At 67.8% G+C, this 23,044-nt stretch carries 20 protein-coding genes; 13 read left to right on the top strand and 7 right to left on the bottom strand.

What is annotated here, in order from left to right; genetic code table 11:
* Nucleotides 1-22 precede the first annotated feature (22 nt).
* The 3 genes from mctP to ABIB25_RS11170 all read right to left on the bottom strand — a co-directional run bounded on the left by mctP (nt 23) and on the right by ABIB25_RS11170 (nt 3,059).
* A complete protein-coding gene (mctP, locus tag ABIB25_RS11180) occupies nt 23-1,663 on the bottom strand; it encodes a monocarboxylate uptake permease MctP (protein WP_354528522.1) in 1,641 nt (546 codons plus the stop codon).
* Nucleotides 1,660-1,983, bottom strand: coding sequence for a DUF3311 domain-containing protein (locus tag ABIB25_RS11175; protein ID WP_354528521.1), 324 nt, complete (start codon nt 1,981-1,983; stop codon nt 1,660-1,662). Before ABIB25_RS11175 ends, mctP begins: the two co-directional genes overlap by 4 nt.
* Nucleotides 1,984-2,165: 182 nt before the next feature.
* The gene (locus tag ABIB25_RS11170) at nt 2,166-3,059 is read right to left on the bottom strand and encodes a ribokinase (RefSeq protein ID WP_354528520.1); all 894 of its coding nucleotides are present in this window, start codon (nt 3,057-3,059) and stop codon (nt 2,166-2,168) included.
* Nucleotides 3,060-3,137: 78 nt separating this feature from the next.
* Here ABIB25_RS11170 and ABIB25_RS11165 point away from each other — a divergent pair, with 78 nt between their 5' ends.
* The gene (locus ABIB25_RS11165; protein ID WP_354528519.1) at nt 3,138-4,769 is read left to right on the top strand and encodes a fatty acyl-AMP ligase; all 1,632 of its coding nucleotides are present in this window, start codon (nt 3,138-3,140) and stop codon (nt 4,767-4,769) included.
* Nucleotides 4,770-4,824: 55 nt separating this feature from the next.
* Here the strand turns inward: ABIB25_RS11165 and ABIB25_RS11160 are convergent, their stop codons facing one another.
* Entirely contained in the window at nt 4,825-6,330 is a 1,506-nt protein-coding gene (locus tag ABIB25_RS11160) for a four-carbon acid sugar kinase family protein (RefSeq protein WP_502919794.1), read from the bottom strand.
* A gap of 405 nt (nt 6,331-6,735) precedes the next feature.
* On the opposite strand from ABIB25_RS11160, the gene ABIB25_RS11155 reads away from it, so the two are divergent.
* From ABIB25_RS11155 to ABIB25_RS11130, 6 genes are all read left to right on the top strand, one after another.
* Nucleotides 6,736-7,425, top strand: coding sequence for an aspartate/glutamate racemase family protein (locus ABIB25_RS11155; protein WP_354528518.1), 690 nt, complete (start codon nt 6,736-6,738; stop codon nt 7,423-7,425).
* Nucleotides 7,426-7,571: 146 nt separating this feature from the next.
* Nucleotides 7,572-8,585: a sugar-binding protein gene (locus ABIB25_RS11150; RefSeq protein WP_354528517.1), complete on the top strand. Its 1,014-nt coding sequence runs from the start codon at nt 7,572-7,574 to the stop codon at nt 8,583-8,585.
* Between the two features lie 125 nt (nt 8,586-8,710).
* The gene (locus ABIB25_RS11145) at nt 8,711-10,243 is read left to right on the top strand and encodes a sugar ABC transporter ATP-binding protein (protein ID WP_354528516.1); all 1,533 of its coding nucleotides are present in this window, start codon (nt 8,711-8,713) and stop codon (nt 10,241-10,243) included.
* Nucleotides 10,240-11,259, top strand: a complete 1,020-nt coding sequence (locus tag ABIB25_RS11140; RefSeq protein WP_354528515.1) for an ABC transporter permease — start codon at nt 10,240-10,242, stop codon at nt 11,257-11,259. The genes ABIB25_RS11145 and ABIB25_RS11140 overlap by 4 nt, the downstream gene beginning before the upstream one ends.
* A gap of 52 nt (nt 11,260-11,311) precedes the next feature.
* Complete coding sequence (locus ABIB25_RS11135; protein WP_354528514.1) at nt 11,312-12,094, top strand: FadR/GntR family transcriptional regulator; 783 nt, start codon at nt 11,312-11,314, stop codon at nt 12,092-12,094.
* Between the two features lie 95 nt (nt 12,095-12,189).
* Nucleotides 12,190-13,074 carry an NAD-dependent epimerase/dehydratase family protein gene (locus ABIB25_RS11130; protein ID WP_354528513.1) on the top strand — a complete coding sequence of 295 codons (885 nt, stop codon included), beginning with the start codon at nt 12,190-12,192 and terminating at the stop codon, nt 13,072-13,074.
* A gap of 22 nt (nt 13,075-13,096) precedes the next feature.
* On the opposite strand, the gene pth is transcribed toward ABIB25_RS11130, so the two are convergent.
* From pth to ABIB25_RS11115, 3 genes are all read right to left on the bottom strand, one after another.
* A complete protein-coding gene (pth, locus tag ABIB25_RS11125; RefSeq protein WP_354528512.1) occupies nt 13,097-13,690 on the bottom strand; it encodes an aminoacyl-tRNA hydrolase in 594 nt (197 codons plus the stop codon).
* Nucleotides 13,691-13,838: 148 nt separating this feature from the next.
* The gene (locus tag ABIB25_RS11120) at nt 13,839-14,441 is read right to left on the bottom strand and encodes a 50S ribosomal protein L25/general stress protein Ctc (protein ID WP_354528511.1); all 603 of its coding nucleotides are present in this window, start codon (nt 14,439-14,441) and stop codon (nt 13,839-13,841) included.
* A gap of 327 nt (nt 14,442-14,768) precedes the next feature.
* Nucleotides 14,769-15,506: a GntR family transcriptional regulator gene (locus ABIB25_RS11115; RefSeq protein ID WP_354528510.1), complete on the bottom strand. Its 738-nt coding sequence runs from the start codon at nt 15,504-15,506 to the stop codon at nt 14,769-14,771.
* 213 nt (nt 15,507-15,719) lie between these two features.
* On the opposite strand from ABIB25_RS11115, the gene iolC reads away from it, so the two are divergent.
* The 6 genes from iolC to ABIB25_RS11085 are packed head-to-tail and all read left to right on the top strand — an operon-like array spanning nt 15,720 to nt 23,033.
* Nucleotides 15,720-16,673 (top strand): 5-dehydro-2-deoxygluconokinase, encoded by a 954-nt coding sequence (gene iolC, locus ABIB25_RS11110; RefSeq protein WP_354528509.1) that lies wholly within the window; start codon nt 15,720-15,722, stop codon nt 16,671-16,673.
* Between the two features lie 40 nt (nt 16,674-16,713).
* Nucleotides 16,714-17,625, top strand: a complete 912-nt coding sequence (locus ABIB25_RS11105) for a Cgl0159 family (beta/alpha)8-fold protein (protein WP_502919799.1) — start codon at nt 16,714-16,716, stop codon at nt 17,623-17,625.
* Nucleotides 17,622-18,527, top strand: coding sequence for a 5-deoxy-glucuronate isomerase (iolB, locus tag ABIB25_RS11100; RefSeq protein WP_354528507.1), 906 nt, complete (start codon nt 17,622-17,624; stop codon nt 18,525-18,527). Before ABIB25_RS11105 ends, iolB begins: the two co-directional genes overlap by 4 nt.
* Entirely contained in the window at nt 18,524-20,425 is a 1,902-nt protein-coding gene (iolD, locus tag ABIB25_RS11095; RefSeq protein ID WP_354528506.1) for a 3D-(3,5/4)-trihydroxycyclohexane-1,2-dione acylhydrolase (decyclizing), read from the top strand. The genes iolB and iolD overlap by 4 nt, the downstream gene beginning before the upstream one ends.
* Nucleotides 20,426-20,444: 19 nt before the next feature.
* Nucleotides 20,445-21,980 (top strand): CoA-acylating methylmalonate-semialdehyde dehydrogenase, encoded by a 1,536-nt coding sequence (locus ABIB25_RS11090; RefSeq protein WP_354528505.1) that lies wholly within the window; start codon nt 20,445-20,447, stop codon nt 21,978-21,980.
* Between the two features lie 36 nt (nt 21,981-22,016).
* On the top strand, nt 22,017-23,033 hold the full coding sequence (locus ABIB25_RS11085) for a Gfo/Idh/MocA family oxidoreductase (RefSeq protein ID WP_354528504.1): 1,017 nt from the start codon (nt 22,017-22,019) through the stop codon (nt 23,031-23,033).
* Nucleotides 23,034-23,044 lie beyond the last annotated feature (11 nt).

The raw sequence follows: 23,044 nt of genomic DNA, 5'->3' as shown, positions 1-23,044 counted from the left end.
CGCCGACCGTCGGCGGCCGACATCAGTCGGCCGCCACCTTCCGCAGGCCGGCGTCACCCTCGTCGACGTGGTAGTCGGCACCGACGGTGTCGTCCTCGCCGTCCTTGATCTTGAGCGCTCGCAACACCAGCGTGACCACCACCACGACGACGAGGTTGGCGGCCAGAGCGACCACACCCACGTAGATCTGGAAGGCGGAGCCGCCGAATGGGTGCCAGCCGAACAGGGACAGCTGTCCGAGCTGCAGCGCGGAGCCGCCGAAGTGCAGCTTGCCATTGGCCGGGTTGGGGATCGTGTACAGCAGGTACAGCCCCCAGGCCATGCCGACCGCCCAGCCGGCGATGAGCGCCGATGAGTGCTGCCACCGGGTGTAGAGCGCGATCGCCACCGCGGGCAGCGTCTGCAGGATGATCACCCCGCCGATCAGCTGCAGGTCGATGGAGAACTGCGGATCGATGAAGAAGATGAAGGCCACCGCGCCGAACTTCACCACCAGTGACGCCCACTTCGCCTGCTTGGCCTCCTGTTTCGAGCTGGCGCCGCGGTTGATGTACTCCTTGTAGATGTTCCGGGTCCACAGGTTGGCGGCCGCGATGGACATGATCGCCGCGGGGACCAGGGCGCCGATACCGATGGCGGCGAAGGCAATCCCGGCGAACCAGCCGCTGAACTGGCTCTGGAACAGGGCCGGCACGATGGTGTTGGTGTCGGCCTTGCCGGTGGCGTTGTTGAAGATCGGCTTGGTGCCGGCGGCGATCGCGACGTAGCCGAGCAGGGCCAGCAGGCCCAGCAGGAACGAGTAGGCGGGCAGCGCGATCATGTTCTTCTTGATCACGTTGCGTCCACGCGAGGCCAGGATCCCGGTCGCCGAGTGCGGATAGAGGAACAGGGCGAGCGCCGAGCCCAGGGCCAGGGTCGCGTACTGCAACTGATTGTTGCCGGTCAGCAGAATGCCGTCGGTCTTGCTCGGGGTGGCGGCGAACTTCTTGGCCGCCGTATCGAAGATGTGGCCCCAGCCACCCAGTTTCGAGGGCAGGTAGATCACCGCGACGATGATGACCAGGTAGATCAGGCCGTCCTTGACGAAGGCGATCAGCGCCGGCGCCCGGAGCCCGGACTGGAAGGTGTAGAGAGCGAGTACCAGGAACGCGATGAACAGCGGGAGGTGTCCGACGATCCCATGGCTGTTGATGCCCATGGTCCGCAGCACCGATTCCAGCCCGACGAGCTGCAGGGCGATGTAGGGCATGGTGGCGACGATGCCGGTGATCGCGATGAGCAGCGCCAGCGTCGGCGAGCCGTAGCGACCACGCACGAAGTCGGCCGGGGTCACGTAGCCCTTCGCCCGGGAGACCGACCACAGCCGGAGCACCGGCAGGAAGACGATCGGGTAGAGCACGACGGTGTAGGGCAGTGCGTAGAAGCCGAGCGCGCCGGCGCCGAACACCAGGGCGGGCACCGCGACGAAGGTGTAGGCGGTGTAGAGATCGCCGCCGACCAGGAACCAGGTGATCCAGCCGCCGAACTTCCGGCCGCCAAGACCCCATTCGTCCAGGTGGTCCATGGTGTCCCCGGCCTTCCACCGGCTGGCCAGGAAGCCCATCACCGCGACGCCTAAGAACAGCACGACGAAGACGGTGAACTCCGTCCAGTGGCCGGTCATCGGCGGGCCCCGTCATCGGGACGGCCGGTGGCCGGATCGTCGGGGGAGGATGCCGCGGGCTTCGGGCGCGTCGACGGTGCCTTCCGGGTCGCGGCGTAGACGATCCAGACGCAGGCCACCCCGACGAACACGAACGCGAGCTGGTACCAGTAGAAGAACGGGAGCCCGAGGACGCGCGGCCTGTCCTGGTTGAACCAGGGCGTGATCAGCATCAGCAACGGCAGGAGCAGCAGCAGGTTCCACCACCGCCAGATCAGTGCGCTGGGTCCACGCCCGTCGGGGTGGGTGGTGGGCGGGTGAGGTGTGGGTGGTCGCGTCATGGCTCGCCTCCGGCAGGCACCGCATCCTTGCGGTGCTGGAGAGGAGGTTAGAACTCGATCTTGGTCCGGGACAGCCGGACACGGCAATGGTGGGTGTTTTGCGCAGGTTTACCTCCGGATGGGTGAGTGGACCCGGCCGCCCGGTCGGTGTCGGGTCGGTCGGTGCCCGGTGGGTTCCCCGGTCAGCGACCGTAGGTGGCCGCGACCAGGTGGTCGATCTCCTCGGCGGTCGGCGAGGAACTGCTGGCGCCCGGTCGGGTGGTGGCCAGGGCGCCGGCCGCGCAGGCCCGGCGGACGGCCTCCAGCGGACCCGCTCCGGCAGTCCAGGCCACCGCGAGGGCTCCGGTGAAGGCGTCACCCGCGCCGGTGGTGTCGACCGCGTCGACCTTCGGCGCCAATACGTGGAACTCGGCGTCCGGCCCCCGGTAGCGGGCGCCGTCCGCGCCGAGCGTGGTGACGACATGAGGCACGGTGTCCGCCGTCGCTCTGCCGATGGCGGCCGCCTCGCCCTCGTTCAGCACCAGCAGGGTGACGCCGGCCAGGAGTTCGGCCGGCAGTTCCCTGGCCGGGGATGGGTTGAGAAGGACGGCCACCCCGGAGGCCGCGGCGACGCCGACGGCCGAGACGACACCGGCGAGCGGGATCTCCAACTGGCAGACGAGCATGCCGGCGGCGTGGATCACCTCGCGGTCGCTGTCGGTCAGCCCGTGGACCGTGCCGTTCGCGCCGGGCACGACGATGATCGTGTTCTCCGCATTCGCATCGACCATGATGGTGGCCACCCCGCTCGGGCCCGCGACCCGGCGCAGCTGCTGCACGGAGACTCCGCCACTGCTCAGGGCTCGCTCGATGCGACGGCCGAAGTCGTCCCGCCCGACCGCGCCGATGAACAGGACGTCCCCGCCGGCCTTGGCCGCTGCGATCGCCTGGTTCCCACCCTTCCCGCCGGGGACCGTGTCGAAGCTGTTGCCCAGCAACGTCTCTCCGGGCAATGGAAGGCGATCGGTGGTGGTGACGAGGTCCATGTTCACCGAGCCGAGCACGACGACGGGACGGGGGGGATTGGAACTGGTCATGGGTGCCGGTTCTCCTGTCGGGGCGATGGTGCCAGCCAGGACGACCGTAGACCCCCGGTGACGTGAGATTCTCTAGGCATGAGCGCCTTCGTCGACGCCCTGCGCAGCGCTGCGCAGGGAGATGCCGGAATGACCACCGGTGAACCGCGCACCGTCGTCCGTACGCGATGGTCCGACATCCATCGGACCGCTCTCGCCGGGTCCGCGGTGCTGGCCGCGCGGGGCCTGGTGCCGGGGCAGGCCGTCGCGGTGCTCGCCGGCACGCCGGCCGAAGTTGCTCCCGCAGCCCAGGCCGTGTGGCTGGCCGGTGGCTCGGTCACCATGCTGCACCAGCCGACCGCTCGTACCCGGCTGGACCACTACGCCGCCGAGACGATGACCACCCTGCGGGTGATCGGGGCGAGCCTGGTCATCGTCGGTGAACCCTTCCTGGAGCTGGCGCCCCTGCTGGACGGCACCGGCATCGGCGCGGTGACCGTCGCAGAACTTGCCGGGGGCGACCCGTCGCAGGCTCCGGCAGTCGATCGGGGAGACGCCGATCCCGCTCTGCTGCAACTCACCTCCGGCTCCACTGCGACCCCCAAGGCAGTGCGCATCACCCACGGGAATCTGTGGGCCAACATCGGAGCCATGTGCGCTGCAGCGCATCTGCGTGCCGGTGAGGACGTGATGGTCTCGTGGCTGCCGCTGTTCCACGACATGGGCATGGTCGGATTCCTGACGCTGCCGATGTGCCGGGGGATCGAGTTGGTCACCGTCACCCCGGCGGATTTCCTGGCCAGTCCACTGCTGTGGGCCGAGCTGATCAGCCGCTACGGCGGAACCGTCACGGCCGCACCGAACTTCGCCTACGCGCTGACGGCACGGGTGCTGGGGCGGGCCACCGATCTGGACCTGTCCACGCTGCGGTTCGCACTCAACGGGGCAGAGCCGATCGACGTCAGGGCGGTCCGTGGATTCCTCGCTGCCGGCGCCCCGTTCGGTCTGCGGGCCACTGCGGTGGTCTGTGCCTACGGGATGGCGGAGGCAACCCTCGGGGTGTCCTTCCACCCCTGGGGGACGCCGCTGCGGATCGATACCATCGACGCCGACGCCCTGGAGAACGGCCATCGGGCGGCGCCGGTCGCCGACGACGAGCCGGGTTCACGCTCGTTCCCGGTGCTGGGGCCGCCGCTGCCCGGCATCACCTGCGTCGCGGTCGGCGAGGCCGGTGAACGGCTCGGCGACCGGGGTGTCGGCGTCCTGCACGTCCGGGGTGCGTCGATCACCGAGCTCTATCTGACCGTCGACGGCCCGAAACCCACCCGCGACGACGAAGGATGGCTCGACACGGGCGATCTCGGGTACCTGGTCGATGGTGAGGTCGTCGTCTGCGGCCGGGTCAAGGACGTCATCATCATGGGCGGCCGCAACATCTACCCAACGGACATCGAGCGGGTCGCCGAGCAGATCGAGGGTGTGCGGGCCGGCAACGCCGTCGCCGTGCGCTGGCTGGAGGACGGCCGCCGGGAGTCGTTCGCGGTCGGCGTCGAATCACGGGAGGCAGCTGATCCTGCGGCGGTGGAACGCATCTCGAGTCAGATTCGCTCCGCGGTGACGGCGGCCATCGGCGTCCGTCCGGCCCTGGTCTCCGTGCTCGCCGTCGGCTCCCTGCCCAAGACGCCGTCCGGCAAGCTGCAGCGTTCGGCCGCGGCCAAGCTGATCGGCTGAGCGGCCGCGGCCGGCCGCTTCAGTGGAGAACCGTTTCACAGGGCGGAGAACCGTTTCACAGGGCGCGGAGGATCGCGACGACGTCCGCCAGTGCCTGGTCGTCGCCGACGTTCCCGGCGAAAACGACGTACGGGATTCCCTGCGCCGGCCCGGCCACCGGTTCCCAGAGCGAGACGATGCCGGGCAGCAGGGTTCCGCGTGCCCAGGCGCGCTTGATCGAGAGTCCCTCGGTGGCCGTGTCGGACGAGGTGATGCCACCCTTGGCCACGACGAAAGCCGGCCGGACGGAAGCGACGATGTCCCGGACGGTTCCGACCAGCGCGTCGCTCACGGCGCGTGCGATCGCCAGGCTGTTGTGGGCGTCGGCCCCCGTGACGAGAGCGCGACTGGTTCTGATGACCACGTCGGCGGTGGCCCCGGCGTCGGACAACAATTCCACGGCTGATCTGGTGACCGCACCGACGTGTGCGTCCCGTCGGTCCGGATCGAGCAGGGTGGGCACATCGAGCTCCAGTTCGGTGATGTGTCCCGCGAGCCGGAGCTGATCGAGCTGCCGTGAGGTGAGACCGACGTGCGAGCCGACCACGACGACCCCCTGCCGACTCGAGATGCGGGAGTCGTCAGCCGGCGTTCCGGTGCGGGCAAAGATCTGTCGCAGGCGATCGACGTCGACCGGCGGCAGGGCCACCTGGCCGCTGCGCGCGCGGACGAACGACGGCCCCGTCCGATAGAGGAAGTTCCTGCCCTCGGCCTCTGCCCTGATCAGGGCGATGGCCAGCACCTGGAGGTCGTCGTCGACCATGGCGTCGACGACTGCAGGCGCTCCGTGGCGCAGGGAGCTGACCATGGTCTGGACAGCGTCAGGCCCGCCGCTTCGCAGGTCCGTCAGGGTGATCGCGAGAACCTGGTCGGCGCGGAACCGATCTGCGGTCATCTCCTGCACCCAATCCCGCAGGTTGGAGTGCTGGTACCCGAAGCTGCTGTCCCGGGCGAATTCACTGTCCCCCACCGGGATCATGCCCTCCTCGGTGCGCATCCAGTGCACCGAATCGACCGTGAGCCGGCCCGGCTCGATGTAGGCCGGAACGATGACCACCCCGTCGACCGTGACCTGCACGTTGTCGAGTTCCTCTGCCAGTACGTCTGTTTCGAGTGGGTAGTGTCCGCGGAGCGTCGAGTCGCCCCGACTCGCGACGACGTACTGGACCCCCTCGAGGGCGGAAGCCTCGGCCAGTGCGCGCACGATCTGCCGATTCCGCTCGGCCGCGTCGTCGGGCGACAGGCTGCGGGTATTCGTGAGGATGAAGAAGGCGTTGGTGGGCTGTTGCAGGGCCCAGCGCAGATCCTCGACCGACCAGCCGGTCAACACCGGAAGATCCGAGATCGTCTGGGTGCCGGTCGGGTCGTCGTCCAGCACCACGAGACGCCTTCCTGCCGCAGCGGACTCGGCCATGGTGGCTGGATCGACCCGCCATGGTCGAGGCAGATCGGCGGTCGATGCCTCGAAGGACAGAACGCCGACCGCGGCCGGCGGGGCTGCGTCGTGCGGGTGAGCCGTCATGGGGGTCCTCGTCTGGAAGAGGGCGTCGGGGAGCGTTGCCGAATGTGTGATTCCGGGACGGATGGGGCCGGCCGGCACGGTGGTCGGGTTGAGACGCATATCGGGAGCGAGCGTCGAACGCGCCGGTCCAGTGGCCACAATACATACGCGTCAGTGCCATTCGCACAGCTGCCGGGACGCCATAGAACTATGCAAATTCTCCCTGCAGTCCGGCTGGAATCCGATGTTTCGCCGCCGTTGAATCGGGTAGTCCGCGGGCGCACCTGACGATTCACCGAAGTTCCTGGAGGGAGCTCGTCAACAAGCCGGAAGAGTGTCTTGACAACTGCCTGACCGATGTTCATAGTCCTAAGACATCAGAGGAAGTCATCTGATGGGTGGATCAATGTCGATCGAAGGAGAGTTATGGCGAAGGTGGCAGTGCTTCACACGAGCTTCGTGTTCGTGACCGTGGAGCCGGTGATCACGGACCTGATCTCCGAGCTGATCCCGGGCGCCGAACTCCTCCACTTCGTCGATTCCGACGTGCTGGCGACCGTCGTGCGCGAGCAGGGAATCTCCGAGCGGAGCGAGCTTCGAATGGTGCATCTGGCGCAGGCTGCCGAAGCCGCCGGAGCCGATGTCATCTTCTCGGCCTGCTCGTCGCTGGGCCCCACATTGGATGCGGCGCAACGGGCAGTGGGCGTTCCAGTCGTCAAGATCGATCAGGCGATGGCGACCATCGCGGCCAGATCGGACCGCATCGGGGTGCTGGCCACCGTCCCGACGACGCTCGGCCCCACGAGTGACCTGATCGCGTCGGTGGCGGCGGGTTCCGGCAGATCCCCACACATCGTCCAGCGGCTGTGCCCCGGCGCGTTCGATGTGCTCATGGCCGGCGATCGGGTCGCCCACGACCAGATGATCGCCGACCAAGCAGCCGAGCTCGCCGGGGAAGTCGACGTGATCGTGCTGGCGCAGGCGTCGATGAACCGTCTGGTCGAGCGGCTCGAGGCCGAGACCGGTCTTCCGGTCCTGTCCAGCCCGCGTTCCGGAGTGGAGAATCTGGCCCGGATCGTGCGGGAGGTCTCGCACCACGGTTCTCCGATGAACTGACACCCACTGCATCGTTTCTGCGCCGCACATCGGCAATGAATCCCGGCACGAAGTGCCATCCATTCCTGGCCCCACCTCGTCGAAGATCTACGGATTGATCTCGACTCCTCCGTTTCGAACCCCCTGAAGAGAACTGGAGAATTCCCATGCGTAAAACTGTTCTGGGTGGCATCTGCATGCTCGCCGCCGTTGCACTGGCCGGATGCAGCACCGGTGCGTCCAGCACCGTTGCGGCCGGCGGCCCTGCCGTCTCGGGTGCGGGGCAGCCTGCTGCTGCAGCCGCGTCGGTGGCCACGGGCAGCTACGTGTTCCTGCCCAAGTCGCTGAACAACCCGTACTGGGTCGACGCCCGAAAGGGCATGGAGGCCGAGGCGACCAAGCTGGGGGTCAAGGCTCAGTTCCTCGGGCCGGACACGGATGACGCCGGCAAGCAGGTTGCCATCTTCGAGTCGATCCTGGCGACCAAGCCTGCGGGGATCGCGATCTCCCCCAACGACCCGGCGAGCGTCAAGGACATCATCGCCGAGGCCAGGGCCGCCGGCATCCCGGTCATCGCCTGGGACGGCCCGGTTCCGGGCAGCCAGGTCCAGGGCTACATCGGCACCGACAACGTCAAGGCCGGCGAGAGCCAGGCCGAGGCGCTCGCGAAAGCCATGGGCGGCAAGGGGAAGGTCGCCGTCGTCATCGGATCCCTGAGCGCCACCAACCTGAACCAGCGGCTGACCGGCCTCAAGACCGGCCTGGCCAAGTACCCCGGCATCTCGATCGTCGCCACCGAGGAATCCGGCGAATCGATCGCCGACGCCCAGGGCAAGGCCGAAACGATCCTGCAGGCCCATCCGGACCTGACGGGCATGGCCGGCATCGGCGGTTCCGACCTGCCGGGTATCGCCGGTGCGCTCAAGGCGGCCGGCAAGTGCGGGAAGATCAAGGCGGTCGGATTCGACGTGGTGCCACAGGGAATCGCCGGGATGAAGGGCGGTTGCGTCGACGCGCTCATCTCCCAGAAGCCCTACGGGATGACGGCCAGCGCGCTGCAGATCCTCGTCGACCTGAACACCAAGAAGTCCAAGCTGCCGGCCGACTTCAACCAGGACACCGGTGTCGTCACGGTCACGCCGGCCTCTCTCGACTCCTTCCAGAGCTCGGCCCCCCACTGACCGAGCCGGAACTGATCCGGAACTGATCCGGATGAACCGGATCTGAACCGGATCTGATCCGGGCAGGCCGGGTCTGATCCGGTCGGTGGGTGGCGTTGGCACTCGATCGAGAAAGGCAGGACAGGATGACGCAGCCGTTGATCCTCATGCGGGGCATCGTCAAGAACTATCCGGGTGTCAAGGCGTTGCGCGGGGTCGACCTCCGGGTCGATCCCGGGCAGGTCATGGCGCTGGTGGGGGAGAACGGCGCCGGCAAGAGCACGCTGCTCAAGGTGCTGGCCGGGGCTGCCACCGCCGAGGCCGGCATCATCGAGATCGACGGCACAGCAATGAACATCAGGTCCCCGCGTGATTCCCAGGCGGCCGGCATCGCGGTGATCTACCAGGAACTGATGCTGGCCGAGCACCTGAGCATCTCGGAGAACGTCTTCGCCGGGCGGGAGCCGACCCGGCCCGGACGAGGCGTGAACTTCCACGCCATGCACGACGCGACGGCCAAGTTGTTGGCGGAGCTCAAGATCGATGCCCGGCCCACGGATCAGGTCGGACGGCTGAACGTGGCCCGCCGGCAGATGGTCGAGATCGCGAAAGCCCTGTCGATGAATGCTCGACTCATCGTGATGGACGAACCGACCTCGTCCCTGACTGAGGACGAGGTCGAGACCCTGCTGGACCTGGTCCGTCGGCTCAGGGCGCGTGGCGTGAGCATTGTCTATGTCTCCCACCGCATGCGGGAGATCTTCGCGGTAGCGGATGCGATCACGATCATGCGGGACGGTGCCCTCGTCGGGGTCCGACAGGTCTCCGAGGTCACCCCCGGGGAAGTGGTGAAGATGATGGTCGGCCGGGATCTCGTCGACATGTACGGACAGCGTCCGGCGGTGCCGACGACCCCGGCGGCTCCCGTGCTGGAGGTCGAGGGTCTGAACGCCGGCCCACGGGTACGCGACGTCAGCTTCCAGGTGGCAGCCGGCGAGATCCTCGGGATGGCAGGTCTGGTGGGTGCCGGTCGGACGGAAACGGCGATGGCGGTGTTCGGCATGGGTCGCACCACCAGCGGAACGGTGCGCGTCGATGGAAAGCAGCTACGCCTGCGCAATCCTCGCGAAGCCATGGCCGCCGGTATCGCCTACGTCCCCGAGGACCGCAAGCGCGAGGGTCTGTTCCTCGGGCTACCGATCCGCACCAACATCACGTCCGCGTGCCTGGGCGATCTGTGCCGCCTGGGCGTCGTCGGGCGGGGTCGCGATCGCAAGCTGGCCGTTCGGATGGCGGGCGACCTGCGGGTGAAGGCGCCCTCCGTCGAGACAACCGTCGGCACCTTGAGTGGCGGCAACCAGCAGAAGGCGGTGCTCGCCCGATGGTTGGCCATGCGGCCGAAGGTGCTCCTGCTCGACGAACCCACGCGTGGCGTCGATGTGGGCGCGAAGGCCGAGATCTACCGTCTCGTCAGGGAGATCGCGGCCACCGGGGTGGCAGTGGTGATGATCTCCTCCGAACTGCCGGAGGTGCTGGGACTGGCGGATCGCGTGCTCGTGATGTGCGAGGGCCGCCTCGTGGGGGAGCTCGATGGCCGACTGGCCGACGAGGAGCAGGTGATGGCACTCGCCACCGGTGTTCATGATTCGCAGACGGAAAACTCGGAGATGGAACGATGACCGATACGCTCTCGACGGAAGTGCAGAAGGGCGAAGCGGAGGGCCCTGACCGCCGCAGCGCGATGGACAGGGTGAGATCGGTGCTCGCCGCGCGGGAGGCCGGACTGGCCGGCGTCCTGATCCTGGTGGTGTTGTTCCTGACCTGGCGGTCACCGTACTTCCTCACCACCGACAACCTGATCGTCGTGGCCCGCCAGGCGTCCCTGTCGCTGATCATCGCCGTCGGCATGACCTTCGTCATCCTGGCCGGTGGCATCGATCTCTCGGTGGGGTCGACGGTGGCGCTGGTCAGCATCATGACCGGCGAGTTCATGGTGAACCTGAACCTGCCGACCATCGTTGCGGCACTGCTGGCGGTGGCCTGCGGTGTGGTCGTCGGTCTCGTCAACGGTCTGCTGGTCGGCCTGACATCGATCCCACCTTTTGTCGTGACGCTCGGGATGCTGGCGGTGGCAAGGGGACTCGCCCTCGGGATCACCCAGGGCCAGACGATCAGCGGATTCCCCGACGGTTTCCTGGTACTCGGGCAGGGGTCGCTGGCCGGAATACCCATTCCGGTCTGGATCGCCGCTGGTGTCGCGGTGCTGGCGCACCTGGTCCTGGCCAGAACCCGCTTCGGTCGCAACGTCTTCTTCATCGGCTCGAACGAACAGGCAGCCGTGCTCTCGGGAATCCGGGTGCGCCGGACGAAGATTGCCATCTTCGCCATCGCAGCCGGCCTGGCCGGGCTCGAGGCCGTGATCGAGACCGCCCGCCTGAGTGTCGGCCAGCCCTCCGCCGGCAACGGCTACGAGCTGGTCGCGATCGGGGCCGTGGTGATCGGTGGAGCAAGTCTGTTCGGCGGGGAAGGCAGCATTCTCGGGACGGTTCTCGGCACCTGCCTGCTGGCACTGATCCAGGACGGCTTGATCCTCCTCGGCATCTCGGCCTACTGGCAGCAGGTGTTCAGCGGCGTCATCATCGTCGGTGCGGTGGCCCTCAACATCTGGCGTCAAAAGCGAAGCCGCGGCAGGTAAAGGGTGACGCAGACTGGCATGTCATACTCCTGGCAATGGAAAGGAGGGCAGGATGACATCGCGTCCGTCGCTGGCAGACGGCCTCGCCGACAAGATCATCAACGACGTGGTCGTCGGTCGGTACGCGGCAAATGTCCCCCTTCCGAGCGAGACGGAATTGGCCGAACAGTCGGGTGTCAGTCGGCTGACCGCACGCGAGGCCATCAAGACCGTCGCGGCCAAGGGTGTGGTTCGTGTCGAGCAGGGGCGAGGAACGTTCGCCAACCCGCCGGCGATGTGGTCGACGTTGGATCCGGTGCTCTTCGTGGCCCGGTCGGCCCATGGCTCCGACCGGCTGGCCCTTCCCCGCCAGCTGATCGAAGCCAGGAAGGTCGTCGAGGTGGCCGTCGCCGAGATGGCCGCAGAGCGACGCACGGACGCGCACATGGCGCAGCTGGACGAGACGCTCGGCCAGATGCGCGCTGCTGCAGCGGTTCCCGACGTGGTGAAGTTCGTCGAGGCGGACATGGCCTTCCATCAGGGCATCATCGAGGCGGCCAACAACAGCATGATCGCCTCGCTGTTCGATCCCATCTCCCAGATCCTCAAGCTGACCAGGCACCAGACGTCGTCCTATGCTCCGGTGCGGGAGAACGCCATCGCCGATCACACCAGGATTCTCCAGGCGGTGCGACGGGGGACAGCCACCAAAGCGGGCCGGGCCATGCGCGAGCACCTCAGCCAGACCGAGGTCGACATGGATCGATACGTGCTGAACCCCAGCGCTTCTCTCCTGGCCATGAAGGCCGAAGATTTCAATGGCACGCCGAACGGTCGGAAGCCGTCCGCTTCCTGACCAGCTTCACCGAATTCCACTGATCCCAGAACTTCTCATCCGCAACAGCCGGCGCGTCGTCGCCGGCTGCCATTCGCACACCCGAAGGAACTGTCATGAAAATCGTCGTCACCGGAGCGCACGGCAAAGTCGGGCGCGCCGCTACCAAGGCTCTTCTCGCCGCCGGCCACGAGGTCTTGGCGACCGACCTCACCCGTTCGGGGTTCGAACGTCCGGAGGTCGGATCGGCCAAGTACGTGATGGCCGATCTGACCGATGCCGGAGAGGCGTTCGCAGTCATCCGCGGAGCCGACGCGGTCGTGCACACCGCGGCCATCCCGGAGCCGACCGGCAACCCGGCCCAGGTCGTGTTCCGGACCAATCTGATGGCCTGCTTCAACGTGCTGGAAGCGGCAGTCCGTTTCGGCGTCACACGTTTCGTCAACATCTCCTCCGAGACCGTTCCCGGCTTCTTCTTCCCCGAGCGCGACTTCCTGCCCGACTACGCCCCCGTCGACGAGTTGCATCCCGCGCGTCCCCAGGATCCCTACGCGCTCTCCAAACTGTTCGGCGAGCAACTGATGGACGCGGCTGTCCAGCGTTCGGACATCCGCTGCATCTCCCTACGGCCCAGCTGGGTCCAGTACGAGGGCAACTACGAGCAGAATCTCGGACCGCAGATCCGTGACGCCGCCGTCGTCAGCCCCAATCTCTGGAGTTACATCGATGCCTATGATCTAGCCGATGCGATCGTGCTGGCCGCGGAATCGGACCTGCCCGGGCACGAGGTCTTCTACATCGCCTCGCCGGACAATGTCGGAGGGCACGATTTCGCCGCCATTCTCCAGCAGTACTACGGCGACAAGATCGAACTCCGTGCTCTCGATCGGGTGGATGCCTCCGGAATTTCCTCGCGCAAGGCGATGGACGTTCTCGGGTGGACACCGAAGCGGTCGTGGCGTGACTACCTGGACAGCGACGGGCGCGCGCTGTCGCGTTGACCCGCGCACCACAGGAGGTGGCTCAGTGCAGGCGGTTCTGGGTCTCGAGCAGCCCCAGCCGGATCAACGATTCGGCGGCGTCCGCTGCGTTCTCCAGGTCGACCGGTAGCTCCTTGCGCTCCGCGGCCGAGAAGTCGCGAAGGACGAAGTCCGCCGGGTCCATCCGGCCCGGCGGACGACCGATACCGCAACGCACCCGGAGGTAGTCCTTGGTTCCGAGCGACGCGGAGATCGACTTCAGTCCGTTGTGGCCGCCCTCGCCGCCGCCCTGCTTGACCCTGACCACCGACGCCGGGAGGTCGAGTTCGTCGTGCACGACGATGATGTCGCCGGCCGGGATCTTGAAGAACCGGGCAAGACCGGCCGTCGGTCCACCCGAGAGGTTCATGTAGGAACGGGGCTTGGCGACCACCGCCCTGATCCCGGCCAGGCGTCCCTCGGCGATGTCGGCGCCGGCCTTGTGCGACTTGAAACGTCCGGAGAACCGTTCGGCGAGCAGGTCGGCGACCATGGCACCGATGTTGTGACGGTTTCCGCTGTACGCCGGGCCGGGATTCCCCAGACCGATGACCAGGACCTGCTCCGGCAGCTGATGCCCTGGGTTCGGCGAGCTCATCGGGCTTCCCATCTCGGTGGTTCGGAGTGGCGATCGTCCACGGCCTGAATAGTCCAGGACCTGGTACTTGCAGGATCACGATCGTGCAGACGCCAACGGGCGCGCCCGGAGTTCCGGACGCGCCCGTCGGCGATGGAACGGGGAGGAATCAGGCTTCTTCGGGGGTCTCTTCCGCCGGCGCTGCTTCTTCGGCCTCTTCGCCGCTGTCGGCCTCTTCGACGATCGAGATCGCCACGACGAGGGTCTCCGGATCGCTGATCAGGATCGCGCCGTCCGGCAGCGTCACGCCGGAGGCGAGCACCTGCGAACCGATCTCCAGGCCATCGATGGAGACCTCGAGGTTCTGCGGGATGTGCAGCGCCTCGACCTCGATGGACAGGGTGTTGGCGTCGGTGAGCACGGTCGAACCGGGGGCGGCCTCGCCGACCAGGACGACCGGGATGTCGACGGTGACGCGCTCGCCGCGCCGGACGATGATCAGGTCGACGTGCTCGAAGTAGTCGCGCAGCGGGTGGCGGACGACGGACTTCGCGAGCGCGAGCTCGTCGCCGTCCGGCAGCGCGAGCGTCAGGATGGTGTTGGCGCCGCCCTTGATCGCATGGGAGAACTCGCGGGACTGCAGCGTCAGGTGACGGGGATCGGTGCCGTGGCCGTAGAGGACGGCCGGGATCTTCCCGGCGGCGCGGATGCGGCGGGCGAAGCCCTTGCCGAACTCGCTGCGGGACTCGGCGGAGAGGCGGACCTCGGACACGTGGTGCTCCTTGATGACAGTGGACCTGGATGAAACCGGCTCGGTTGCGACAGCAGGGGAACACACGAGGGGATCATCGAACAGACCCACCGCGTCGATCACGGTGACCGGCGACCTCGAAGAACTGCAGGTCAGCACGATCACCCTCGCCGAGGCAACCCCCGAAGAGTACTCGCTGATCCCAGCCTGGCAAAATCCCGCCCGCACCCCCGCCGCCGAATCCCCGCCCGCACCCGGACGTCCTGCAAAGCGGTCGCTATAGCGCGCACTTTGCAGGACGCAAGGCAGGGGCAACGGCAGGAGGCAGGGGCAGGGGCCGAGCGCGGGTCAGTGGTCGACGAGGGTGACCTCGAAGGAGTACTGGCTGGCGCGGTAGACGTGGTGGCCCCATTCGACCGGGCGGCCGGAGTCGTCGTGGGTGACGCGGTCCATCGTGAGGAGCGGGCTGTTTCGGCGCTCACCGAGCAGGTGGCATTCCTCGATCGTGCCGGAGCGTGCACCGATCCGCTGCTTGGCCACCCGGATGTGCACGCCCTTGGCGCGCATCAGCTGGTAGAGACCGCGGGCCTCCAGGTCGCCCCGGCCGACCTCGGCCAGATCCCGCGGCAGGTGGTTCTCGAGGATGGCCAGCGGCTCACCGTTGGCGAACCGGAGCCGGCGGAGGTGCAGCACGTCGGAGCCGATGCCGACGTCGAGGAACTGGGAGACGATCTCCGTGGCGGCCACGATCTCGTTGACCAGCAGGGTGGTGCGCGGGGCCTGGTTGCCGCGGGCGAGGTCGTCGAACAGAGAAGTCAGCTCCACCGGGCGGGTCACCTGACCGTGGACGACCTGCGTGCCGACCCCGCGCTTGCGGACCAGCAGACCCTTGTCCACGAGCTCCTGAATTGCGCGGCGCATGGTGGGCCGGGACAGCCCGAACTGATCGGCCAGGCTGATCTCGTTGTCCAGTCGCGCGCCCGGGCCGAGTTGCCCGGAGGAGATGGCTTGTTCGATCTGCTGGGAAACCTGGAAGTACAGGGGAACGGGACTCGACCGATCCAGGTCCATGAACAGGTCCGTCATTGGTTGCTCTCCATCATCGGTACCTGCAGATGCGGTCATCGGTACCTGCACCAAGGTCGGGTCAGCGTACGCCCTCAACGCCTGACGGCCGAATGACAGAATGTACTAACAAACTGTTGACATGTGACCTCGGATTCGCCACCCTTGGGGCATCACGGCAGCGCGGCCACCCGAGTCCCTTCTCGTGCGGCCGACACCAGGCAGAGGAGCGACGTGAGCAGGCATCTCGATGTGGTGACCATCGGCAGGGTGGGCGTCGATCTGTACCCCCTCCAGGACAACGTGGGCCTCGAGGACGTGGAGACCTTCGGCAAGTATCTCGGCGGCAGCGCGACGAACGTAGCGGTCGCCGCAGCGCGTCACGGTCGGAAGTCGGCGGTGATCACCCGCACCGGGCCGGATGCGTTCGGCCGGTACGTGCACAAGGCGCTTCGGGAGTTCGGCGTCGACGACTCCTTCGTGTCGGTGGTGCCGGACCTGTTGACGCCCATCACCTTCTGCGAGATGTACCCGCCCGACCACTTCCCGTTGCTGTTCTACCGGCTGCCGAGCGCACCGGACCTGCAGATCCGCGCCGATGAGTTGGGCCTCGACGCCATCGCCGACGCCGGCATCTACTGGTCGACGGTCACCGGACTCTCCGAGGAGCCCAGCCGGGCAGCGCATTTCGCGGCCTGGGAGGCTCGTGCTCGCCGTCCGCTGACGATTCTGGACCTCGACTACCGGCCGATGTTCTGGACGGACCCGGCGGAGGCGAGCGCCCAGGTCAACGCGGCGCTGGCTCACGTCACCGTCGCGGTGGGCAACAGGGAGGAGTGCGAGATCGCCGTCGGTGAAACCGATCCGCACCGCGCGGCGAAGGCACTGCTCGATGCGGGCGTCGAATTGGCGATCGTCAAGCAGGGCCCGAGAGGGGTGCTGGGCATGACGAGGGACCTGACGCTGGAAGTACCGCCCACACCGGTCGACGTCATCAACGGGTTGGGGGCGGGCGACGGCTTCGGCGGCGCACTGTGCCACGGTCTCCTCGCCGGCTGGGACCTGGAGGTCGTACTGCGGTTCGCCAACGCGGCCGGCGCGATCGTGGCCAGCCGTCGTGAGTGCTCCAGTGCCATGCCGACCACCGCCGAGGTGGAGGCTCTGCTGAAGGAGGTCGGCGATGCCTGACACCGTCAACGCCGGGGCATCGATGAGCGCAGTGGCCGAAGTGTCCTCCGCTACAGCCATTCTCGCGGCGGCGAGAAGTTTCCGCGAACGCATCGCGGAGATCACCGAGATCCGGGTGAACGATCCGGAGGCGATCCGGCGCGCTGCCGAGACCCGGACCCGGCGGGATCTCGTCCGCGGTGACGGCCGGTTGATGATCGTCGCGGCGGACCACCCGGCACGCGGGGCCTTCGGAGTCGGTGACCGCCCGCTCGCCATGGGCTCGCGCGTCGAGTTGCTGGAGCGCCTGGTGGCCGCCCTGAGTCGTCCCGGGGTGGATGGTCTGCTCGCCTCGCCGGACATCCTGGAGGACCTGCTGCTGCTGGGGGCGCTGGAGGACAAGGTGGTCATCGGGTCGATGAACCGCGGCGGCCTGCAGGGAGCGGAGTTCGAACTGGACGACCGGTTCACCGGCTACGACGCGCAGGGCTGCGCCGACATGCGCCTCAACGGCGGCAAGATGCTGACCCGCATCGCCCTGGACGATCCGGGCACCGTCGCCACCATGGTGTCCAGTGCCCAAGCGGTGAACGAACTCTCCGACCGCAAGCTGATGGCCATGGTGGAACCGTTCTGGTCCTCGCGCCGTGGTGGCCGCGTGTACAACGACCTCACCGCGGACGCCGTCATCAAGTCGGTCGGCATCACCAGCGCCCTGGGCCGGACGTCGGCCTACACCTGGATGAAGCTGCCGGTCGTTCCCGAGATGGACCGGGTGATGGACTCGACCACGCTGCCCACGCTGCTGCTCGGCGGCGATCCGGCGACCAGTCCCGAGGAGACGTTCCAGAGTTGGCGCCACGCGCTGTCGTTGCCGTCCGTGCGCGGCCTGGTGGTCGGCCGCACCCTGCTCTACCCGTCGGACGACGACGTGGCCGGTGCGGTCGACACCGCCGTGTCGATGGTCCGATGAGCGCCAACCCGAACCAGCTGTACCTGCCGGCCGGCTCCGCTGCCGACGGGGTCTTCGACCTCGTCGTCACTCCCGAGTCGGCGGGCTGGGGCTACTCCAGCCTGCGGGTGCTGACCCTGGCCGCGGGCGTGGCCGTCACCGTCGACACGGGGGAGGACGAGATGATCGTGCTGCCGCTGTCCGGGGGATGTGCGGTCACGGTGGACGGCAACACCTTCCGACTGACCGGCCGCACCGGGGTCTTCGATGCGGCCACCGACTTCGCCTACCTGCCCCGGGACTGCTCGGCCACCCTGCTCAGCGCCGACGGGGCTGTCATCGCCCTGCCGGGGGCCAAGGCCGCCCGGGCATTGCCGTTCCGGTACGGACCGGCGTCGGGAGTCCCGGTGGAGCTGCGAGGGGCCGGCGCCTGCAGTCGTCAGGTCAACAACTTCGCCATCCCGGCCGCCTTCGAGACGGACAAGCTGATTGCATGCGAGGTCATCACGCCCGCCGGCAACTGGTCGTCCTACCCGCCGCACAAGCACGACGAGGTGTCCGAGACGGAATCGGAGTTGGAGGAGATCTACTACTACGCGTTCCGATCCAACGCTCCCACGGGACAGGGCGCGAGAGCCGGGGGCTACCAACGTGTCTACGGGACGGCGGACCGTCCGATCGAGGTGCTGGAAGAGGTCGGCGACGGCGACGTCGTGCTGATCCCGCACGGCTGGCACGGCCCGGCGGTGGCGGCTCCCGGCCACGACATGTACTACCTGAATGTGATGGCCGGCCCCGCCGCCGAGCGCGCGTGGCTGATCAGCGACGACCCGGACCACGGGTGGATCCGGCAGACCTGGGAGGACCAGGCCGTCGACCCCAGACTTCCGTTCTACGAGACCTCCGAAGGAGAGACGACGTGAGCGCAACCATCAGGCTGACGGTCGGACAGGCGATCGTGAAGTTCCTCGGCCAGCAGTACTCCGAGCGCGATGGCGTGCGCCGCAAATTCTTCGCCGGCTGCTTCGGCATCTTCGGGCACGGCAACGTGGCCGGTCTCGGGCAGGCCCTGCTGCAGGCCGAACTGGACGAGCCGGACGCGCTGCCCTACCACCAGGGCCGCAACGAGCAGGCCATGGTGCACATCGCCGTCGGCTACTCGCGACAGAAGGATCGGCTGGAAACGTTTGCCGTGACGGCGTCGGTCGGGCCCGGCGCGGCGAACATGCTCACCGGCGCCGCCCTGGCCACCGTCAACCGCATCCCGGTCCTGCTGCTGCCGGCCGACATCTTCGCGACCCGGATCGCCTCGCCGGTGCTCCAGGAACTGGAACAGCCCTACGGGTATGACGTCTCGGTCAACGACGCCTTCCGGCCGCTGTCGAAGTTCTTCGACCGCGTGTGGCGGCCGGAGCAGCTGCCGGCCGCCCTGCTGGGGGCGATGCGGGTGCTGACGGACCCTGTTGAATCTGGAGCGGTCACGGTGGCGTTACCCGAGGACGTCCAGGCCGAGGCGCACGACTGGCCGGTGGAGCTGTTCGCCGAGCGCGTCTGGCGCATCCCGCGGCCGGTGCCAGAGCCCGAGGTGATCGAGCGGGCCGCCGAGATCATCAGGGGTGCAGAGCGCCCGATGATCGTCGCCGGTGGCGGAGTGACGTACGCCGAGGCCAACGAAGAGCTGCGGGCCTTCGTCGACGCCACCGGCATCCCGATCGGCGAGACCCAGGCGGGCAAGGGATCCCTGCCCTACGACCACCCGCTGAACACCGGCGCCATCGGGGCCACCGGGACGACGGCGGCCAACGAGATCGCCGGCTCGGCCGACGTGATCATCGGCATCGGGACCAGGTACTCCGATTTCACCACGGCCTCCAAGACCGTCTGGCAGCACCCCGGGGTCCGGTTCATCAACATCAACGTCGCCGGGCTCGACGCCGTCAAGCAGGCCGGCCTGCCCGTCATCGCGGACGCCAAACGAGCACTGCCCGCGCTGCAGGAGGCGTTGGCCGGCTACCGCACGGCGACGGACTACCAGCACCTGGCGACCAGGCTGGCCGGCGAGTGGGACGCGAGAGTCGTTGCCTCCCATCACAACGGCTATGGAGCCAGCAACGGCGTCCTGGCGCAGAGCGAGGTGCTGGGCGCCGTCGAGGCGGCGATGGATCCGCGTGACGTCGTCGTCTGCGCGGCCGGGTCCCTGCCCGGTGACCTGCACGGGATGTGGCGGACCCGGGAGCGCAAGGGCTACCACGTCGAGTACGGCTTCTCCTGCATGGGCTACGAGATCCCCGGCGGCATCGGCGTTTCGCTGGCGGCACCCGACCGGGACGTCTTCGTGACCGTCGGCGACGGCTCCTACCTGATGATGCCGACCGAACTGGTCACCGCCGTCCAGGAGGGCATCAAGATCATCGTGGTGCTGCTGCAGAACCACGGCTACGCCTCCATCGGTGCCCTCTCGGAATCCCATGGTGGACAACGGTTCGGTACGAAGTATCGCTTCCGCTCTGCAGAGTCCGGCCGGCTCGACGGCGGCGTCCTGCCGGTGGACCTGGCCGCCAACGCCGAGAGTCTGGGCGTCACGGTGTACCGGGCGAAGACGCTCGCGGAACTCACCGCCGCCCTGGCCAAGGCCAAGGCGGCGACCACCGCGGTGATGGTCCACGTCGACACCGACCTGTACGAGCAGTCGCCGTCCGGCGACGGCTGGTGGGACGTCCCGGTGGCGGAGGTGTCCACCATCGAATCCACTCGGCAGGCACGCACGATGTACGAGAAGCACAAGGCGGCCCAACGGCCGTATGTCGCCCCCACCCAGTGATTCGAGAGGACTCGAGGACATGACAGCAACACAGGAAGCCCCCGTTCCGGCCACCGCGCCGGAGCTGCCCGTGGTGGGGCACTGGGTGGCCGGCGTTCCGGCCGCCGGAACCGGCGACCGGACCGCGGACGTCTACGACCCGGCCACCGGACAGGTCACGAAGAGGGTGGCGCTCGCCTCGCGGGGGGATGCGGACGCGGTGATCGACGCCGCAGCCAAGGCCTGGCCGGCCTGGCGCGACACGTCGCTGGCCCGCCGCACCCAGGTGTTGTTCGCGTTCCGCGAGCTGCTCAACTCCCGCAAGGGCGAGCTGGCCGAGATCATCACCTCCGAGCACGGCAAGGTGCTGGACGACGCGCTCGGTGAGGTCTCCCGGGGTCAGGAGATCGTCGAACTCGCCTGTGGCCTCTCGCATCTGCTCAAGGGGAGCCTGACGGAGAACGCCTCGACCAAGGTCGACGTCTCCTCGCTCCGCCAGCCACTCGGCGTCGTCGGCATCATCTCGCCGTTCAACTTCCCGGCCATGGTGCCGATGTGGTTCTTCCCGGTGGCCATCGCCGCCGGCAACGCGGTGGTGCTCAAACCCAGCGAGAAGGATCCGTCGGCCGCGATCTGGCTGGCCCGGCTCTGGCAGGAGGCCGGTCTGCCCGACGGTGTCTTCAACGTCCTGCAGGGCGACAAGGTCGCCGTCGACGCCCTGTTGGAAAGCCAGAAGGTGAAGGCGATCTCGTTCGTCGGATCGACCCCGATCGCTCGCTACGTCTACGAGAACGGCACCAGGAACGGCAAGCGGGTGCAGGCCCTGGGCGGCGCCAAGAACCACATGGTGGTGCTGCCCGACGCCGATCTGGATCTTGCCGCCGACGCGGCCGTCAACGGCGGATTCGGTTCGGCCGGGGAGCGGTGCATGGCCATCAGCGCGCTCGTCGTGATCGACTCCATCGCCGACGAGCTGGTCGGCAGGATCACCGATCGGATGTCCGGCCTGCGGACCGGCGATGGCCGTCGTGGTTGCGACATGGGTCCGCTCGTCACCGGTGCGCACCGCGACAAGGTGGCCGGCTACATCCAGCAGGGCGTCGACTCCGGCGCCGATCTGGTGGTCGACGGCCGCGGCCAGGAGGTCGACGGTGCGCCGGAGGGCTTCTGGGTCTCGCCGACCCTCTTCGACAAGGTGACGCCGGAGATGTCGATCTACACCGACGAGATCTTCGGGCCGGTGCTGTCCGTCCTGCGCGTCGAGACCTTCGACGAGGCACTGGACCTCATCAACTCGAACCCCTACGGCAACGGCACCGCGATCTTCACCAACGACGGGGGCGCCGCTCGGCGGTTCCAGAACGAGGTCGAGGTCGGCATGATCGGCATCAACGTGCCGGTCCCGGTGCCGGTGGGCTACTACTCGTTCGGTGGCTGGAAGAACTCGCTGTTCGGCGACACCCACGCCCACGGCGTGGAGGGCTTCCACTTCTTCACCAGGGGCAAGGTCATCACCACCCGCTGGCTGGATCCGAGCCACGGCGGGATCAATCTCGGTTTCCCGCAGAGCGTCTGACCAGCGGTACCCAACCCATCCGAACGTAGGAGTGACATGACAGTGAACGTCGGGGTCATCGGCGTCGGCATGATCGGCAAGGACCACATCCGACGTCTGACCACCGTGTTGGCGGGTGCAGCCGTGGTCGCAGTGTCGGATGTCAATGCCGCCGAAGCCGCGCAGGTGGCTGCCCGTCTGTCCGGCGCCGTCGCACACCCGACCGGTCAGGACGTCATCTCCGATCCTGCCGTCGACGCGGTGGTCGTGTGCTCGTGGGGACCTACCCACGAGGAGTACGTGCTCGCAGCGATCGCCGCCGGCAAGCCGGTCTTCTGCGAGAAGCCGCTGGCCACCACCGAAGAGGCCTGCCGGCGGATTCTGGAGGCCGAGTCCGCGGTGGGTCGGCGGCTGGTGCAGGTCGGCTACATGCGGCGCTACGACCCGTCCTACCGGGCGCTCAAGGCGGTCGTCGACAGCGGCGACATCGGGACTCCGCTGATGATGCACTGCACCCACCGAAACCCCAGTGTGCCAGGCCATTACACGAAGGACATGGCGATCACCGACACGGCCGTGCACGAGATCGACCTGGCCCGCTGGATTTTCGGCGAGGAGATCGTCGCGGTGACCGTCCTGACGCCGCGCAAGAGCCGGCTGGGCGGTGAGCTGCAGGACCCGTTGATGCTGTTGCTCGAGGTCGAGGGCGGCGCACTGATCGATGTCGAGATCTCCGTCAACATCCGCTACGGCTACGACATCCGAGGTGAGGTGGTCGGCGAGGAGGGCACCGCCTCGCTCGGCGAATCGAGCCCGGTGGTGGTGCGGCGCAACAACATGTACTCGGGACGGGTGCCCGAGGATTGGCGTGAGCGTTTCATCCGCGCCTACGACGTCGAGTTCCAGGAGTGGATCGATGCTGTTCGCGGCGGTGGGCGGTTCGGGCCGAGCGCGTGGGACGGGTATGCCGCTGCCGTGGTGTCCGACGCGGCCGTGACATCGCTGCTCGGCGGGCTCGGCCGGGTCGAGGTCAGCCTGGGTGAGAAGCCCTCCCTCTACGAGATCTCGGGGTGAATCCTGGTTGA

Origin of the sequence: Nakamurella sp. UYEF19 (assembly GCF_040546275.1) — a bacterium.
Lineage (GTDB): Bacteria > Actinomycetota > Actinomycetes > Mycobacteriales > Nakamurellaceae > Nakamurella.
The sequence above is the reverse complement of the archived record's forward strand: the minus strand, read 5'-3'. Positions and strand labels throughout refer to the sequence as shown.

Bases quoted from the DNA above. Each gene is read 5' to 3' on its own strand.
- mctP (WP_354528522.1), bottom strand. From the start codon at position 1,663: ATGACCGGCCACTGGACGGAGTTCACCGTCTTCGTCGTGCTGTTCTTA.
- ABIB25_RS11175 (WP_354528521.1), bottom strand. From the start codon at position 1,983: ATGACGCGACCACCCACACCTCACCCGCCCACCACCCACCCCGACGGG.
- ABIB25_RS11170 (WP_354528520.1), bottom strand. From the start codon at position 3,059: ATGACCAGTTCCAATCCCCCCCGTCCCGTCGTCGTGCTCGGCTCGGTG.
- ABIB25_RS11165 (WP_354528519.1), top strand. From the start codon at position 3,138: ATGAGCGCCTTCGTCGACGCCCTGCGCAGCGCTGCGCAGGGAGATGCC.
- ABIB25_RS11160 (WP_502919794.1), bottom strand. From the start codon at position 6,330: ATGACGGCTCACCCGCACGACGCAGCCCCGCCGGCCGCGGTCGGCGTT.
- ABIB25_RS11155 (WP_354528518.1), top strand. From the start codon at position 6,736: ATGGCGAAGGTGGCAGTGCTTCACACGAGCTTCGTGTTCGTGACCGTG.
- ABIB25_RS11150 (WP_354528517.1), top strand. From the start codon at position 7,572: ATGCGTAAAACTGTTCTGGGTGGCATCTGCATGCTCGCCGCCGTTGCA.
- ABIB25_RS11145 (WP_354528516.1), top strand. From the start codon at position 8,711: ATGACGCAGCCGTTGATCCTCATGCGGGGCATCGTCAAGAACTATCCG.
- ABIB25_RS11140 (WP_354528515.1), top strand. From the start codon at position 10,240: ATGACCGATACGCTCTCGACGGAAGTGCAGAAGGGCGAAGCGGAGGGC.
- ABIB25_RS11135 (WP_354528514.1), top strand. From the start codon at position 11,312: ATGACATCGCGTCCGTCGCTGGCAGACGGCCTCGCCGACAAGATCATC.
- ABIB25_RS11130 (WP_354528513.1), top strand. From the start codon at position 12,190: ATGAAAATCGTCGTCACCGGAGCGCACGGCAAAGTCGGGCGCGCCGCT.
- pth (WP_354528512.1), bottom strand. From the start codon at position 13,690: ATGAGCTCGCCGAACCCAGGGCATCAGCTGCCGGAGCAGGTCCTGGTC.
- ABIB25_RS11115 (WP_354528510.1), bottom strand. From the start codon at position 15,506: ATGACGGACCTGTTCATGGACCTGGATCGGTCGAGTCCCGTTCCCCTG.
- iolB (WP_354528507.1), top strand. From the start codon at position 17,622: ATGAGCGCCAACCCGAACCAGCTGTACCTGCCGGCCGGCTCCGCTGCC.
- ABIB25_RS11090 (WP_354528505.1), top strand. From the start codon at position 20,445: ATGACAGCAACACAGGAAGCCCCCGTTCCGGCCACCGCGCCGGAGCTG.
- ABIB25_RS11085 (WP_354528504.1), top strand. From the start codon at position 22,017: ATGACAGTGAACGTCGGGGTCATCGGCGTCGGCATGATCGGCAAGGAC.